General features: G+C 62.3%; 15 protein-coding genes and 1 pseudogene. 6 read left to right on the top strand and 10 right to left on the bottom strand.

What is annotated here, in order from left to right:
• Position 1: 1 nt before the first annotated feature.
• Entirely contained in the window at positions 2-1,165 is a 1,164-nt protein-coding gene (locus R3F00_RS03285; protein ID WP_371280275.1) for an ABC transporter permease, read from the top strand.
• Positions 1,166-1,175: 10 nt separating this feature from the next.
• Positions 1,176-2,492 carry an ABC transporter permease gene (locus tag R3F00_RS03280; RefSeq protein WP_371280274.1) on the top strand — a complete coding sequence of 439 codons (1,317 nt, stop codon included), beginning with the start codon at positions 1,176-1,178 and terminating at the stop codon, positions 2,490-2,492.
• Positions 2,493-2,734: 242 nt separating this feature from the next.
• On the opposite strand, the gene R3F00_RS03275 is transcribed toward R3F00_RS03280, so the two are convergent.
• The 3 genes from R3F00_RS03275 to R3F00_RS03265 form a co-directional block, all read right to left on the bottom strand.
• On the bottom strand, positions 2,735-3,673 hold the full coding sequence (locus R3F00_RS03275) for a hypothetical protein (protein WP_371280273.1): 939 nt from the start codon (positions 3,671-3,673) through the stop codon (positions 2,735-2,737).
• Positions 3,674-3,825: 152 nt separating this feature from the next.
• Positions 3,826-4,749 (bottom strand): drug/metabolite exporter YedA, encoded by a 924-nt coding sequence (gene yedA, locus R3F00_RS03270; protein WP_371280272.1) that lies wholly within the window; start codon positions 4,747-4,749, stop codon positions 3,826-3,828.
• 117 nt (positions 4,750-4,866) lie between these two features.
• The gene (locus R3F00_RS03265) at positions 4,867-5,181 is read right to left on the bottom strand and encodes a hypothetical protein (protein WP_371280271.1); all 315 of its coding nucleotides are present in this window, start codon (positions 5,179-5,181) and stop codon (positions 4,867-4,869) included.
• A gap of 109 nt (positions 5,182-5,290) precedes the next feature.
• On the opposite strand from R3F00_RS03265, the gene R3F00_RS03260 reads away from it, so the two are divergent.
• From R3F00_RS03260 to R3F00_RS03250, 3 genes are all read left to right on the top strand, one after another.
• A complete protein-coding gene (locus tag R3F00_RS03260) occupies positions 5,291-5,620 on the top strand; it encodes a Rieske (2Fe-2S) protein (RefSeq protein ID WP_371280270.1) in 330 nt (109 codons plus the stop codon).
• Between the two features lie 182 nt (positions 5,621-5,802).
• Positions 5,803-6,207, top strand: coding sequence for a BlaI/MecI/CopY family transcriptional regulator (locus R3F00_RS03255; RefSeq protein ID WP_371280269.1), 405 nt, complete (start codon positions 5,803-5,805; stop codon positions 6,205-6,207).
• Positions 6,204-8,123, top strand: a complete 1,920-nt coding sequence (locus tag R3F00_RS03250) for a TonB family protein (protein WP_371280268.1) — start codon at positions 6,204-6,206, stop codon at positions 8,121-8,123. Before R3F00_RS03255 ends, R3F00_RS03250 begins: the two co-directional genes overlap by 4 nt.
• 242 nt (positions 8,124-8,365) lie before the next feature.
• Here R3F00_RS03250 and R3F00_RS03245 read toward each other — a convergent pair whose 3' ends face one another.
• The 4 genes from R3F00_RS03245 to thiS form a co-directional block, all read right to left on the bottom strand.
• Positions 8,366-10,216 (bottom strand): SLC13 family permease, encoded by a 1,851-nt coding sequence (locus tag R3F00_RS03245; protein ID WP_371280267.1) that lies wholly within the window; start codon positions 10,214-10,216, stop codon positions 8,366-8,368.
• A gap of 52 nt (positions 10,217-10,268) precedes the next feature.
• Positions 10,269-10,985, bottom strand: a complete 717-nt coding sequence (trmB, locus tag R3F00_RS03240) for a tRNA (guanosine(46)-N7)-methyltransferase TrmB (RefSeq protein ID WP_371280266.1) — start codon at positions 10,983-10,985, stop codon at positions 10,269-10,271.
• 4 nt (positions 10,986-10,989) lie between these two features.
• Entirely contained in the window at positions 10,990-11,781 is a 792-nt protein-coding gene (locus R3F00_RS03235) for a thiazole synthase (protein WP_371280265.1), read from the bottom strand.
• Between the two features lie 102 nt (positions 11,782-11,883).
• Positions 11,884-12,084: a sulfur carrier protein ThiS gene (gene thiS / locus R3F00_RS03230; RefSeq protein ID WP_371280264.1), complete on the bottom strand. Its 201-nt coding sequence runs from the start codon at positions 12,082-12,084 to the stop codon at positions 11,884-11,886.
• A 209-nt stretch (positions 12,085-12,293) separates the two neighbouring features.
• Between thiS and R3F00_RS03225 the strand changes: the two genes are divergently transcribed.
• The gene (locus R3F00_RS03225; protein ID WP_371280263.1) at positions 12,294-12,695 is read left to right on the top strand and encodes a hypothetical protein; all 402 of its coding nucleotides are present in this window, start codon (positions 12,294-12,296) and stop codon (positions 12,693-12,695) included.
• Between the two features lie 677 nt (positions 12,696-13,372).
• On the opposite strand, the gene R3F00_RS03220 is transcribed toward R3F00_RS03225, so the two are convergent.
• The 3 genes and pseudogenes from R3F00_RS03220 to R3F00_RS03210 all read right to left on the bottom strand — a co-directional run bounded on the left by R3F00_RS03220 (position 13,373) and on the right by R3F00_RS03210 (position 14,469).
• Positions 13,373-13,678, bottom strand: a complete 306-nt coding sequence (locus R3F00_RS03220) for a hypothetical protein (protein ID WP_371280262.1) — start codon at positions 13,676-13,678, stop codon at positions 13,373-13,375.
• Positions 13,679-13,743: 65 nt separating this feature from the next.
• A pseudogene (locus R3F00_RS03215) lies at positions 13,744-13,959 on the bottom strand (DUF6600 domain-containing protein); the annotation flags it as partial.
• A gap of 222 nt (positions 13,960-14,181) precedes the next feature.
• Positions 14,182-14,469 carry a hypothetical protein gene (locus R3F00_RS03210; RefSeq protein ID WP_371280261.1) on the bottom strand — a complete coding sequence of 96 codons (288 nt, stop codon included), beginning with the start codon at positions 14,467-14,469 and terminating at the stop codon, positions 14,182-14,184.
• Between the last annotated feature and the right edge of the window lie 361 nt (positions 14,470-14,830).

Raw genomic sequence — 14,830 nt, 5'->3', positions numbered from 1 at the left:
GATGAAGTATTTCCATCTGATCTGGGCTGCGCTGTTCCGGCGCAAGACGCGTACCGTGCTGACGCTGCTCTCGGTGCTGGCGGCCTTCCTGCTGTTTGGCCTGCTTGATGGCGTGCGCACGGCCTTCAATGCCGGCAGCGACGCGGCCGGTGTGGACCGCATGATCGTGTCGTCGAGGTATTCGATCATCCAGGGCCTGCCGCAGAGTCTTGTTGCGCGCATCCGCAATGTCGAGGGGGTCAAGAACCTGACCTGGGCGAACTGGTTCGGCGGCTACTACCAGGATCGCAAGAACCAGGGCATCAACATCGCCATCGATCCGAATTATTTCGAGATCTACCCCGAGCTGGTGATTGCGCCCGAACAGCTGACTGCGTTCCGCCAGACACGTACCGGGGCCCTGGTCGGCGAAACGCTGGCCAAGCGTTTCGGCTGGAAGGTGGGCGACAAGGTGCCGGTCTCCGGAGCCATTTATCCGAACAAGGCGAACGGCGAAACGACCTGGATATTCGACATCGTCGGCACCTTCAAAGCCAGGGACGAGAAGCTGCGCGGGGCAGAACAACAACTGTTCTTTCGTTGGGACTATTTCGACGAAGCCAATAGCTACGCCCAGCACGAGGTGGGCTGGATCATTGTGCAGGTCAGCGACCCGAACCAGTCCGACAGCGTAGCCAAGGCGATCGACGCGATTTCGGCGAACTCGGATCACGAGACCAAGACTCAGACCGAGCAGGCCTTCAATCTTTCCTTCGCCAAGCAGCTCGGCGACATCGGCCTGATCGTCAGCGCGATCATGGGGGCCGTATTTTTCACCCTGCTCCTGCTGACCGGCAACACCATGGCCCAGGCCGTGCGCGAACGCGTGCCAGAGTTGGCAACCATGAAAACCATGGGGTTCTCGGACGTCAGCCTGCTCCTGCTGGTGTTCGCCGAAGCCGTGCTGCTCATTGTCATAGGCGGTTCGCTGGGGCTCGGGCTCGTTTCGATCCTGATGCCGGTGATCAGCTCGGCCAGCGGCGGCACCCTGCAATTGCCGTCCGTGGGCGCGGGCACCTGGATAACCGGATTGATCATGATGGTCGGCATCGGCGTACTGGTTGGCGTGCTGCCGGCGCTACGGGCGATGCGACTGAATATTGTCGACGCATTGGCCGGACGCTAGGAGAACTGACATGCGCAAACTGAAATCGATGCTGTCCGGCCTTGGCCTCGCGCTTGCGATCGTGGCATCCGTGGTCCTCTGGGTCGTGTTGCCCGCTCCGGCCCTGCTTGGCCTCGCTGTCCTGCTGGGTCTGTGGATGTTGCTGACCCGCATGGGACGCCAGGCCGCTGCGGTGACCTGGGTCGGCGTTTCGACCCTGGGTCAGCGCCTCGGTGCATCCTCGGTGATCGTCGTCGGTATTGCGGGTGTGGTCGGTGTCCTGGTTGCCTTGCTGGCCATGGGCGACGGCTTGCAGAAGACACTCAAGAGCACGGGCGACAGCGAGACTGCCATTGTCCTGCGTGGTGGGGCGACCGCGGAATTGAGTTCGGGTGTGTCGCGCGATGATTCCACCCTGATTGCGCAAGCGCCAGGAATCCTCCGCGATGCTGAGGGCAAGCCGATCACCTCGTCCGAGCTGGTGGTCGTTGCCAACCTGCCGAAGAAGTCGACCGGAACCGACGCCAACGTGGAAATCCGTGGTGTCGGTCCACAGGCATGGGCCCTGCGTCCGAACGTGAAAATCATCGAGGGACGCAAGTTCACACCGGGGCTGAGAGAAATGATTGTCGGCAAGGGCGCGCGCCAGCAGTTCGCGGGTCTCGATCCGGGTTCGACCATCAATCTGAACAACCAGCAGTGGACGATCGTCGGCGAATTCGAATCGGGCGATGCACACGAGTCGGAGTTGCAGGGTGATGTCGACACCGTATCGGCCGCCTACCGGCGCCAGGGTTTCCAGTCCGTCACGGTGCGGCTGACATCGCCCGAGGCACTTGATGCATTCAAGGCAGCCCTTTCCAGCGATCCGCGTCTGAAAGTGGAAGCAAAAACGACGCTTGAGTACTACACGGCACAGTCCGAACGATTGAGCAAGGTCATTCGCATCGTCGGCATCACGATCGCCACGATCATGGCCATCGGTGCAGTGTTCGGCGCGCTCAATTCGATGTATGCGGCGGTCGCCACGCGTGCCCGTGAAATCGCCACCTTGCGCGCGATCGGTTTCCGTTCGCCGCCCGTGGTCGTGTCGGTGATGCTCGAAACCATGCTGCTGGCCCTGATCGGAGGCCTGCTCGGCGCACTGGTGGCATGGCTGCTGTTTAACAACTACTCGGTTTCGACGCTGGGCTCGAATTTCAGCCAGGTGGTCTTCCAGTTCTCGGTATCGCCAGCGCTGCTATGGTCCGGTATCAAGTGGGCGCTCGCGATCGGTTTCGTCGGTGGCCTGCTGCCGGCCGTTCGCGCTGCGCGCCTGCCGGTAACGACGGCGCTGCGGGAGTCTTGAGAGCCGGGAGTGGGGAATAGGGAGTGGGGAGATAGCACTTCCTTCTCCCGCCGGGAGAAGGTGCCCGAAGGGTGGATGAGGGTACGCGCGTGGGGGAAGCCCACGCCTGGGTCGGAAATTCTGGGGGTTGTCGCTACACTCCAGACTGCGGAAAGCATGCAACTTGAAGAAGCAGGTCCGCACAATCATGTCGGCAATGCACCGGTTTGTAACGACTGCTGTTGATTGAAGGGCGCCAAGTTCTATTGAAATATTTCCGCCCAGCGACCTTGCGCTATCAAGAATAATATTTCCTGCTCTTGGCTAAGAATGCGTTGAAACTCGGCGGGCGTTGACATGGTGTATCTGACGACATCTTTGTATCCGCCATTTCCGCAGGCCAAGTAGAAGAGGCATGTTTGTCTTACGATATAGCTGTCAGACGAGCAGTCCATTCCGAGATCGCAAGCTACGAACTGCCACGTGAACTTGGATGCCCGGGTTCCTGAAAACCTGCCCATTCTATCGTCCTGGCTCATGAGCTCTGATAGCTGAGCAATGGCATATGGATCTTTGGTTTCCAGTACACGAGTTGCAATTGACTTTGCTTCTACGTCAGACGTTGTCGCTGATCTGGAAGTCAGTTCCTGTGCTAGCGCAACTGGATTTTCGCGCTCCAGCGCTTTATGCATCAGGCTCGCCGCGCTTTCCACGGGGGCCACTGATCTAGCCAGTGCGCCACAGCGTGCTTCATGTTCGGCGAGAAAGCGTGGTGGAATCTCATGCAACCCATTTTGCTTGGCAATTTCGCTGATCTGACGCATGGTTTCGACGTGCAGAGGATCCACCTTCAGTAGCGCGCATTCGACCAGCGCTTTTGCTGCCAACACCATGGCGGTCGAATCGCCCGCGGCAATTCGATATTCAAGCTCTACGAGTGTTTGCGAGAGATCCTGCGATTTTTCGAACGAGCGGTAGAGTCCAGGCGGACTGCCTTGCTCTCTCGGTTCTGCAATTCTGGATTCTATGGGTTGAGGCGTCGAGTCCCCTTTCGCAACAACTTCTTGTGGCGCAGGCTCTTCAATTTGCTTAGCGTGCTGAAGCGTTGCCGGTCCATTGTCATCAGAGTCCCGGAGCAGAAAGATTGCTCCGATTGCGACCACCGTCAAGATGAGGGTGTAGATGGCAGCTGTTGATTTCATGATTTCTACAATACACAAGCTCGCTCAGTCTTGCCTCCCAAGCGGTTCATATGCCCTTGGCAACTGCTACTTGCTCTGCTCTGCCTCCGCATCAATGCGGTCGTCATCCGCCCAGCGGACAACTTCTGATGCTGCGGAGAGGGGCAAACTCCTCACTCCCGCTTCTTCACCTTCCCCAGTGTAATCATCGCCACGCCTGCCAGGATCACGGCCATTGCGACCAGGTCCGTGGCGCGGGCGACTTCGCCAATGAAGACAACGCCGAGCAGTACGGCGACGGGCGGGTTGACGTAGGCGTAGCTGGTCGCGAGCACGGCGCGTACGTTCCTGAGCAGATACAGATACGCGGTAAACGCGACCAGCGAACCGAAAACGATCAGATAGAGCATCGCCAACAACGCGGGCGCGGTCGGTTCTTCAGGGAAGCGTTCTCCCATCAGGATCGCAACCATGCAAAGAGCGGATCCGCCGCTTATCATCTGCGCTGCCGTATTCATCGAAGCGGGCGGCATGTCGCGACGTCGACTCCAGACCGAGCCAAACGCCCAGGCGGTGGCCGCGACGATCAGGGCGATGGCGCCGATCGGCGCGCCGCTCATGCCAGCGCCCATGTTGAGCAGGATGACGCCGCAAAATCCGATCACCAGCCCCAGCCATTCGAGGCGGCTTGGCCAGTCCCGGTACATGGCTCCGAATGCGGCTGCGAAGAGCGGCATGCTGGCTACCGCGATCGCTGCGAGGCCCGAGGCCACGGTCTGTTCGGCAAAACAGACCAGCCCATTGCCGACGCCCAGCAGCAGCGTGCCGGTGATGGCCGCATTGAACCATTGACGGCGCGTGGGTGGTGCGACTCCGCGCAGACGCAAGGCGGCATAGAGCAGTCCGCCGGCAATCAGGAAGCGTACGGCACCGAGGAGGAAAGGCGGCCAGCTCTCGAGGGCGATCCGGATTGCAAAATAGGTTGAACCCCAGATGACGTAGACGGCGAGCAGGGCCAGTGGCACGAGCAGCCGCGGGGAGTGCCAGAGAGGCAGGGTCGCAGCCAGTTCATTGCCGGCGTCGGTGGGCGTGGGCATGTTCATCGCGACGGCGGGCCCGTGCGTACCGGAAATTCGGGATGCCAGCGTCCGCTATTCCCGAGGCGGACACCAGTACCGGTTTTGGGCCTTGCAAGGGAGCCGCGTGAGCGCCGACTAGCGCCGATTCACGTCGTCATTCGCATCCATCGACGCGGCCTCGATGCGCGTTCTCTTCTCGGATTCGCGCACCACGATGAATTCGCCATCGATAATCCCGCTCTCGGGCGTGCGGGAAGCGGGGCGTGCAGGTGGACGCCCGGTGCCACGCAGGGCATTGACGAGCATCCAGATTGCGCCGACGACCAGAATGGCAACGAACGCAAAAAAGCCCAGCGCAAGCACACCGAGCACGGCGAGCAGCCCGAGAACCCAGCCGATCAGGCGAGTCACCGGGTTGCGCGGACGCAGACCGGAATGGATCACGAACATGCTCTCACCTCGCTGGGCACGGGAATCAGCCCGAAGTTCGCGTCGCGATTGGCTCCGGGAAGGTTATTCTTGGGGCTGCACCCGCCCGTCGCAAGTGTCGAAGGTCCAGATGAACGAATCAAAGGTCTTGTGCCAGTTGGACGAGATTCCCGACGCGGGCGCCATTTCCGTTCGCATCGATTCGTCTACAGGCGGTTTCCAGGTGATCCTGCTGCGTCAGGGAGGGCGGGTATTCGGCTATCACAATGAATGTCCGCACCAGGGTCGCAACCTTGACTATGTGCCTGGAAAATTCATGGTCAGGGATGGCGCGATCATGTGCGCGGCTCATGGCGCCATGTTCGCGGTGGACTCCGGCGACTGCCTGTCCGGGCCCTGCAGCAACGGTCTTGCGCGCGTTCCCGTGCGCGTCGAGGCCGGCAAGGTGGTTTTTGGCTGATGCCCGGCCCTGTCGGCCGCTGGCCCGCGTCGAGTGGCCGGGATAACTACGAGGCATGTCGTTGACAGCGCGGACCGGACTGACTACGCTCATCATGAGCGCTTGGGTTCTGGTCAGCCCGGTCCCCTGAAAGCGCCTGGCCCCCATAGAATTGATGTCGAAACGGCAAAGCGGAGGTTTGCATGCGCGGCAAGTCCAACCAGACGACTCCGAAGCCTACCGAGGCCGAGCTGGGTATCCTGAATGTGCTTTGGGAACACGGTGACATGACCGTGCGCGAGCTGCATGAAGCGCACTATCGCGACGACGGAACCGGATACACCACCTCCCTGAAGATGCTGCAGATCATGCATGCCAAGGGACTGGTCGATCGTGACGATTCGCAACGCGCACATGTCTATCGCGCGGCCATCAGCAAGCAGCACAACCAGCGCAGATTCGTCAGCGACATGGTCCAGCGTGTGTTCGATGGCTCGCCGTCACAACTCGTGCTGCAAGCGCTTGGCGGACAACCGAAGGCCAGTCGCGAAGAGCTCGAGGAGATCCGCGCCTTGCTCGACAGCATCGAGTCGGGCGGGAAGTCATGATTCTCCCCGGCGAGGCAATGGCCTGGGTGCAAGCGCTGGGCCTGGTTTTGCTGCACTTCATCTGGCAAGGCCTGTTGGTGGGCCTGCTCTTCGCCGCGGCGCGCTCCCTGGTCGCGCGCGAACACAGTTCGCTGCGCTATGCCCTGGGGCTGTTTTCCCTTGGCACTGTGGCGCTGTGTCCGCTCTTGACCTTCTGGATCCTGAGGCCGCAGGGCGAGACCCTGGTCTCCAGCCTCGGAGTTGAAGTGGTTGTATCAGGGCAGGCAGGAGTCCTGGCCTCCAGCCTCGAGTCGACGAGTGCCGATATCAGTCAGGTGCTGCCCGCCCTCGTGTTGATCTGGGTGCTTGGCGTCGCCTTCATGATCTGGCGCGCGGTCCACCAGTGGCGCGCGCTGGACCGCATCGCCACGCAACTGGCCTATCGACAGGCCGATATAGAAGCGCTGCTGCTCAAGGTGGCGGACCGTTTTGGTGGCATGCGCGGGATCCGCATCCTGGTTTCCCGGCACATCGATACACCGACATTGATGGGCTGGATCAAGCCCGTGATCCTTCTCCCCGCTGCGGTGGTGATCGGATTTCCACGTCAACAGCTAGAGTTGATCCTTGCCCACGAGCTGGGTCATCTGCGTCGGCTCGACCATCTGGTCAACCTCGGCCAGACCGTGGTCGAGACCCTGCTCTTCTACCATCCGGTCGTGCACTGGATTTCGCGCGAGGTCCGCCACGAGCGCGAGATCTGCTGCGACAACCTCGTGCTCAGCCTGACCGAAAGCGAGCCCAGTGAATATGCCCGCACACTGGCTGCACTGGAGGACGTGCGCCAGATGTCTCCGCAGCTTGCCGTGGCCGCGTCCGGAGGCATGCTGCTCGATCGTGTCCGGCGGATCATCAGTTCGAAAGGGGCCCGGCATCCGTCCCGGCGCTCGCATCGAGGCGCCTGGCTGGTCGCTGCAGGCAGTGCAGGACTGATCGTCTCGATCGCCTTCATGTCGCAACCTGGCGAGCCCGAAGGCCTCGAAACATCCGCACGTTCCGTCATCGCACCTGCCCTGCGGTCCGACTTCGACCAGCCCGCCCCCTTCGCTGTCACCCCATCCATGCCGGATGTGTTTGCAGCAGCCCCGGATCTTGCACTGGCCATCGAGCCCGCACCGGACACCCGCGCGCTTGCGCTCGCATCGACGGTTGCCGAACAGGAGCAGGCCGAAGTAGCCGCCACCGCTCACCGGCCGGTAAAACTGGCGGTGCTGCAGCAGCCATCGGCGCCAGGTGTGTCGCGTCTGCCGATCGAGGTGGGTGACCTTGATGTTGCGGATACCCGCCTGGCCGCGCCCGCGGTTGCGGTTGCGCCGAGCCTGGCCGCAGAGTCGCTCGACAGCGAGCAACCGACGATCCTGCGCAAGGTATCGCCCGAATTTTCGAACCCGAGCCCGGGCGAAACACATGCGAGAGTGGGATTTGTGTTCGGCATCGACCCGTCGGGCCATGTGCGCGATATCCGCGTCGTTTCGGGTGATCGCTCCGGAGCTTTCACCGCCGCCGCACGGCGGGCGTTGTCGCAATGGGAATTCGACCCCGCCACGGTTCAGGCAGGTACGGGCGCCAGGTTCCGCCAGGATTTCGAGTTCGTCGCACGCGAGCGCGTGGCGGCTGCCAGTCAGCTCGGTTGCACGCCCCCGATGGGATCACACGTCTGTCGGAAAGTCCGTGCTACCGGGGCTCCGGTTGCAAAGACCATCGAACGGGAAAACGAGGCGCTCGAGCTGGCACGGGCCGGCGAAATCGTCTGCACGCCCCCTACCGGATCGCTGGTGTGTCGTCCAACCGGTGGACTCGGCTCGGAATACCCGAATGAACAGCCTGAAGTCGCGACGGCTGCACACCTGATCATCCTGGCGGGCGGTAGCCACTAGCCATCGCTGTTTGCAGCCGATACGCCAGAAAGCGCTGGCAGTACCTCGGTCGGGCGTCTGCCTCGTGCAGGGTGAGCGTCTTCCGCCTTCCTGCGCGCGTCGCTTTCCCGGTCAATGGAAGTGAGTTCCTGGCGCAGACCAGGCTGAAGACCGGGGTTGCCCCGGTCACGCATTTCCTTGTGACTGCCCGCCAGCGACCTCTCAGGGTTTGGCATCCGGCATCAAGGCGCAGCGGCAGCGGATCACCCGCGATTGAATACCATGTTGACCGTGATCAGGGTCGTTGCCAGGATCAGCACGGTCAACGGCAGGCCGACCCTGAGGAAGTCCCGGGTCTTGTAGCCACCGGGACCGGCGACAACGAGCAGAACCGGATTCGCGCTCGGCAGCAGGAAGGTATTCGAAGTCGAGATCGCCACGATCAGCGCGTAGGCAGCCGGATTGCCGCCTGACGCCAGGGCGATGTTGATCGCCATCGGCACCATCATCACTGCGGCACCGACGTTCGAGATAACCTGCGAGAAGGCCAGCGCAAGAATGGCAATGAAGGCCTGGATGACCCATTGCGGCAGATCGCCGAGATAGACCATCACTTCCTGCGCCATCCAGGCCGCCGTGCCGGTTGAATCGAGAGCGCCGCCAAGCGGAATCAGGCAGGCGAGGATGAAGATCGTTTTCCAGTTGATCGCGTGATAGGCCTCGTCCATGCTCAGCACGCCGGCAAGCAGCATGCCGACGGCGCCTACCAGCATGGCCACGGCGAGTTTCAGGTCGGTGAACAATCCCAGACCCATGGCCAGGGCAAAAAAGAACACGGCATGCCAGATCTTGCTCGGCCGCTGCTCTTCCTGCGGGTAGTCGGTGACGACGACGAAATCGCGCGACTCCGCGGCCAGGGTCAGATCGCGCCACAGGCTGTGCAGGACCAGGGTGTCGCCAGGCCGCAGCGAGACCTCGCGTACATCCTCGCGGAAGACCTGGTCGCCACGCGTCACCGCAAGCACGCTGACACCAAAGCGCTTGCGCAGGCGCAGGTCGCCGACGAGTTGCTTGATCCAGCGCGAATTGGGCGCTACGACCACTTCGGAAATGCCCGCACGGGTCGGGTTGAACATGTCGCCAAAGTTGCGCAGGCGCGACTGCACGCGGCACAGCTGATTGTTAGCGAATTCATTGATTTCATCGCGCTTGCCGAGCACGCCCAGCACGCTGCCGACCCAGATCATCTGGTCGGCCGGCGGTGCGAGACGCGCCTCGTTGCCGGTTTTCAGGGCCAGGATCAGCGGCGCGCCATGCAGGCGCTCGGCTTCCACCACGCTCATGCCGACCATCGGGCTCTCGGCGGTCACGGTCAGTTCCATGACCTCGCCATCGATGCCGTACATTTCGGCGAAGTAGGTTTCGGTGCGGCCTGGCGTGACTTTCTGTTTTTCCTCCTCGCTCGGCCACAGTCGCGGCGTCACGAATGCGAAGTAGGCAAGACCGACCAGCAGCAGCGGGATGCCGATCGGCGCAATCGCGAACAGTTCGAACGGCTCGATGCTTTGCGCACCCGGCGGCAGGTTGCGGTTCGCGCTGGCAACGAGATCGTTGAGAAGGATCAGCGGCGAATTCGAGATCATGGTGATGTTGGTGCCGGCCAGGATGCAGCAGGCCATCGGCAGCAGCAGTCGCTTGAGTGGAATGCCGGTGCGGGAACTGAGACGGCTGGCCACCGGCATGAACAGGGTTGCCAGAGCCTGACTCTGCATGATCGCCGACATGCTGCCGACCATGGCATTGACCAGGTGCGACACGCGCGTCTCGACGCCGCCAGCCAGTCGCAGGATGAAGGAGGCGGCCTTGCCGAGCAGGCCGGTTCGATCCAGACCGGCACCCATGATCATCACCGCGATCAGCGACATCACCGCATTGCCGGCGAATCCGTCAAACAGCTGCTCGACCGGCATCAGGCCGGTCACACCGATGACCACGATGACCAGCAGGGCGACAAGGTCGCCACGCACCCATTCAAGCACGAGCATGAGCACAGTGAACACCAGCAGGCCCAGCACGAGGGCCATGTCGGTGGTCAAGGTCAGGCTCATGTCCATTGCGCTGATCTATGAATCCAGGGGCAAGCTTGCGGGCAGGCGGGATGCAGTCTCAGACTTTTTCATGGATCAGATCCCAGACTCCATGACCCAGTCGGACGCCCCGTTTTTCGAAATGCGTGTTGATGCGCCAGGCAGGTGTCGGAGAGTATGCCCCGAGACCGGCCCGGTTGCGCCATTCCGCGCTCGCATCGAGCACTTCGAGCATGTGTTCGGCGTATTCGGCCCAATCGGTGGCCAGATGCAGGAGGCCACCGGGCGCCACCCGCGTCGCGAGCAGCCTGACGAAATCCGGCTGGATCAGGCGACGCTTGTGATGGCGCTTTTTCGGCCAGGGGTCCGGAAAATAGATGCGAACTTCGGCCAGCGAGCCCGGTGAAATCTGCTTTTCCAGAACTTCCACCGCGTCATGATTGCTGACGCGTACGTTGTCGATGCCGGCTTCGGCGAGTCCGTTCATCAGCCGGCCCACTCCCGGTCGATGGACTTCGATTCCGATGAAGTTCTTTTCCGGCTCGTGGATTCCCGCATGCAGCAATTGCTCGCCGTTGCCAAAGCCGATTTCCAGAACAACCGGGGCCGACCTTCCATACAGATCATCAAGATCGACATTCGTCGGCGTGAAGTCGAGGCCGAAGCGCGACCAGTGCGACTCGAAGGCCTGTTGCTGGGCCGGCGTAATGCGCCCCTGACGCAGGACAAAGCTGCGTACGCGGCGCGATTCCGAGGCTGTTTCCGAAGGACGATTGGCGTGGCGTGGATCGGTCATTCCTTCAGCCAATGGTGCCGTCGATCGGGCTGGAAGCCGAGGCGTAGCGCTTGCGCGGAATGCGTCCGGCACGAAAGGCCGCGCGGCCGGACTGGATCGCGAGCTTCATCGCGTGCGCCATCAGCACCGGATCGCGTGCGCCGGCAATGGCCGTATTCATGAGCACGCCGTCGCAACCGAGTTCCATCGCGATCGACGCGTCGGATGCGGTGCCAACGCCTGCGTCAACGAGCACCGGAACCCCGGCGTTCTCGACGATCTCAATCAGGTTGTAGCGGTTCTGAATGCCGAGTCCGGAACCTATCGGTGCAGCCAGCGGCATGATGGCGACGCAGCCGATTTCCTCGAGTCGTCGAGCGAGCAGCGGATCGTCGGTCGTGTAGACCATGACATCGAATCCGTCGGCCACGAGGCGTTCTGCCGCTTCGAGGGTCTGGATCACGTCGGGAAACAGGGTTTTCTGATCGCCGAGTACCTCAAGCTTGACCAGCTTGTGCCCGTCCAGCAGTTCACGCGCGAGTTGCAGCGTTCGCACTGCATCGTCGGCGGTGTAGCACCCGGCAGTATTCGGCAGGATCGTGTAGCGGTCCGGGGGCAGCACATCGAGCAGGTTCGGCTGATCGGGATCCTGGCCGATATTGGTTCGGCGGATGGCCACGGTGACGATTTCGGATTCCGCGGCTTCGGTGGCGAGCCGGGTTTCCTCGAGGTCCTTGAACTTGCCTGTACCCGTCAGCAGGCGCGAGCGATAGTGGCGGCCGGCAATTACGAGTGTGTCGTTTTCGATCGGGGTCATTGCGTAGTTCGACTGGTCTGGATGGGGTATCGGGTCGGTGGGGTGAACGGTATCGTGCTGAGCGAAGGTGCTGGTCCAGACCAGCCAAAAGGTCAATCCGGGTCAGCCCCCGCCGATCGCATGCACGATTTCTATCCGATCACCCGCAAGGATGCGGCGCTCGGCATGCATGCTTCGCGGCACGATCTGGCGATTGATCTCGACGGCCACCCGTTTTCCACCAAAACCCGTTGACTCGAGCAGTTCGAGCAAGGACACATTGTCGCCAATTTCCCGCTCGTTGCCGTTCAGCGTGATTATCATGCGTGCATTCTAGCTCGAACGCCTGATGAGGGGGCACGGAAGATCGCCCCGCGTGTCGGAGGCAGGTACATGCCGCAGGGAATTTTCTGGCAACGCGCCGCGTGCTTCCGCGACTGAGCCTAGGGCCTTTCGGCGAACCTTCAGTCGAAGCCAGGGCGACCGCTATATCAGGAAAAAAGCCTGGGCATCCACGCAACCGGAAAATCCCGGTGGTACCGCTGGAGGGTCACGCTGGCGTCGAGGATGGCACGATCGCCATTCGGGCACGCATACGAAAACGCCACGGCGAACCGTGGCGTTTCGGGATTCATCGGGAACGATGGAGGCTAGCCGCCACGCTGCTTGCGATCGCCCTTGTTGTCCTTTTCGTCATCACTGTTCGACTTGGACGGCTTGCGCTGCTGAGGCGGCGGCGGAGCGGCCTGGACCGGTGGTCGCTGCGGTTGTGCCTGACGGCCCTGTTGCGGTGGTCGCGGAGCTGGCTGCTGCTGCACCGAACGTGGCTGCGGTTGCTGAGTCGGACGCTGCTGTACTTCACGCTTGGGCGGCGGTGCCGGCTGCTGCTGTACCTGACGCGGCTGCACTTCGCGCTTCTGCTGTGGCGGTGGTGAGGGAGCCCTCTGCACCGGACGCGGCTCGGGTGCCGAACGCGGTTGCACTTCGCGCGGCTTGGTCTGCGGCGACACGCGCTGCGACGGCTCGGGAGTGGCGAGTCGTGGGTCTGGATTGCGGTACGCTGCGCGTCGGTTGCGGTTGGCGCTGCACCGGCGGCTGGTTCTCTCGGGTCGCCGGCTTGCTGCGAGGGCTGGTGACCACGCCGCTCTGTGCCGGTGCGCGCGCCGGCTTCTTCGTTGCGTGCGTCTGGCGTGCGCTGAGCAGGCGTTTCGCGGGCGGGGAGAACACTCCTTCCACTCGCCGCGCCGGTCGTTGGCCGAGGCTTGCGCTCGGGCGTACGGTTGTCGGCGGACGTCCTTCACTCTGTCTCGACCGCTTGCGGAGCCGCTGGTTCTCGGCTGGCCTGATCGCGATCGATCGGCGCGGCGCGTTCCGCGGCCCTGATTTCGGCAGGGCTCTTCGCCGGCAGGGCTTGTTTCGTGCCACGGCCTGGCGGCCTCGACAACCTGGACGCGACTGCCGTCCTTTCCACTCGTACGTGGCTTTGCGCGCGGCAAGCTCACGCATTTCAGCTTCGCGCCAGAGGCTGGTTGTCATTGCGGCTGATCGCCTGGATGCGTGTCACAGCATCGGGATTGCGAGCCGGAGGCGTGTTCGCGCGATGACCTTGCGGTCAAAGTCTGCGGTACGCAATTTTGCGCCCCCATTTCCGCGCGCGACACTTCCACCCGCAAGCTGTGTGGTCGGTGCGACCTGACCCGGCTGGACGACCTGAGCCTGCTGCAACTCGGCCCGATTGACGCGCACTCCGCGCCCGATCCACGGATCGTGCATTGACGAAGGCGTCACGCGTTACCGCGGTGACGGCGAGGTCGTTGTTGCGATAGGCATAGTTGCCGTTGTTGATCGGGCGACCGTATGAATAGTCGTTGTAGACGTTGGTGATGTAGGTGTTGTTGATGATCGTGGTGTTGCGCACGTTGATGTTGTTGAAGTACTGCGCGAGCCCTGGTACCACGGGACGTAGACATCACGCGGGCCGAGCGGGAACCATCCGATCGGGCCGGTCGAGATGCCGACGCTAAAGCCACCGCCGCCAACAAAGGCGACCAGTGCGGGCGACATATAGGATCGGACGAATGCGGCGCGGCCCGGTACCCAGCCCCAGCGCGAGCCGACGTAGGCCCAGCGTCCATAGTGGAACGGCGCGAAGCCCCAGGGCGACCATGACCCAGGTCCAGCCCCAGGGGATCTATCCAGGCCCAGTGCCCGTTGCGATAGGCGCCCAGCCCGCTTCGACGCGAGTGGGGTACCAGATCGAGCCGGGTGGGCGCTGTGCTCCAGCTGCCGTATTCATCCAGATCCGAATAGCCGATGACTTCTTCGGAGACGTAGCGGCGCGACACCGACTGGTCGTAGCTGCGCACGCTGCAGGCACCAGCGATCGAACCTGTCCTATAGGGCAGCCCACACACCTGGCAGTCATCCAGGCGAATCGTAGAAGCGATAGGCGCGGCCATCATTGACGCTGTAGCTCGCGTTGTCGCGTCCGTAGACGATGCTGCTGTCGTCGACAACGGAGATCATCGTCGAGTCGCCGGCAGGCGAAATGTCCACCCGGTACAGGCCGGGTTGTTCGACCACGAACGCCAGCGTCGGCGTGTCGATTTCGTAGTATTGGCCTTCGTACACGTTGCGCACGCTCAGGCTCAGGGTGCCGGCAGTCAGCTCGATCTGGGCGCGCTGGTCATCAAGATCCAGAATGCGCATCGAGGTACGTTCGTCAATGCGGAGGGTGGCCGCACCAATGTCGAGTCAAGGAGGAGGCGCGATCAAGATAGAGTGCGTCACCGGTGCTCAGCGGACGATTGATCAAGGCTTGCACCCATTCGTCCAGCTCCGGCGGGCTGCATGCTGACATCTCCGCTCACATAGCTGGATCCGGGCGACCCGCATCGGCGGGATCGGCGAGTACCTGGCCGCGCTCAGGCCTGCCAGGGCAATGAAGGATGCAGCAAGCCAGGATACTGGCAGGGAGAAACGTGAAATCGACATGGTGGTCTCCTGAATATCCGACCGGCAGCGCGAAACTCGAGCTGATTTCGGCACGCGTATCTGAACCCATGCTGCC

The sequence above is a fragment of the Dokdonella sp. genome, assembly GCF_041395345.1.
In the GTDB taxonomy this organism is placed as follows: domain Bacteria; phylum Pseudomonadota; class Gammaproteobacteria; order Xanthomonadales; family Rhodanobacteraceae; genus Dokdonella.
This window is presented reverse-complemented; position numbering and strand designations above follow the sequence as displayed.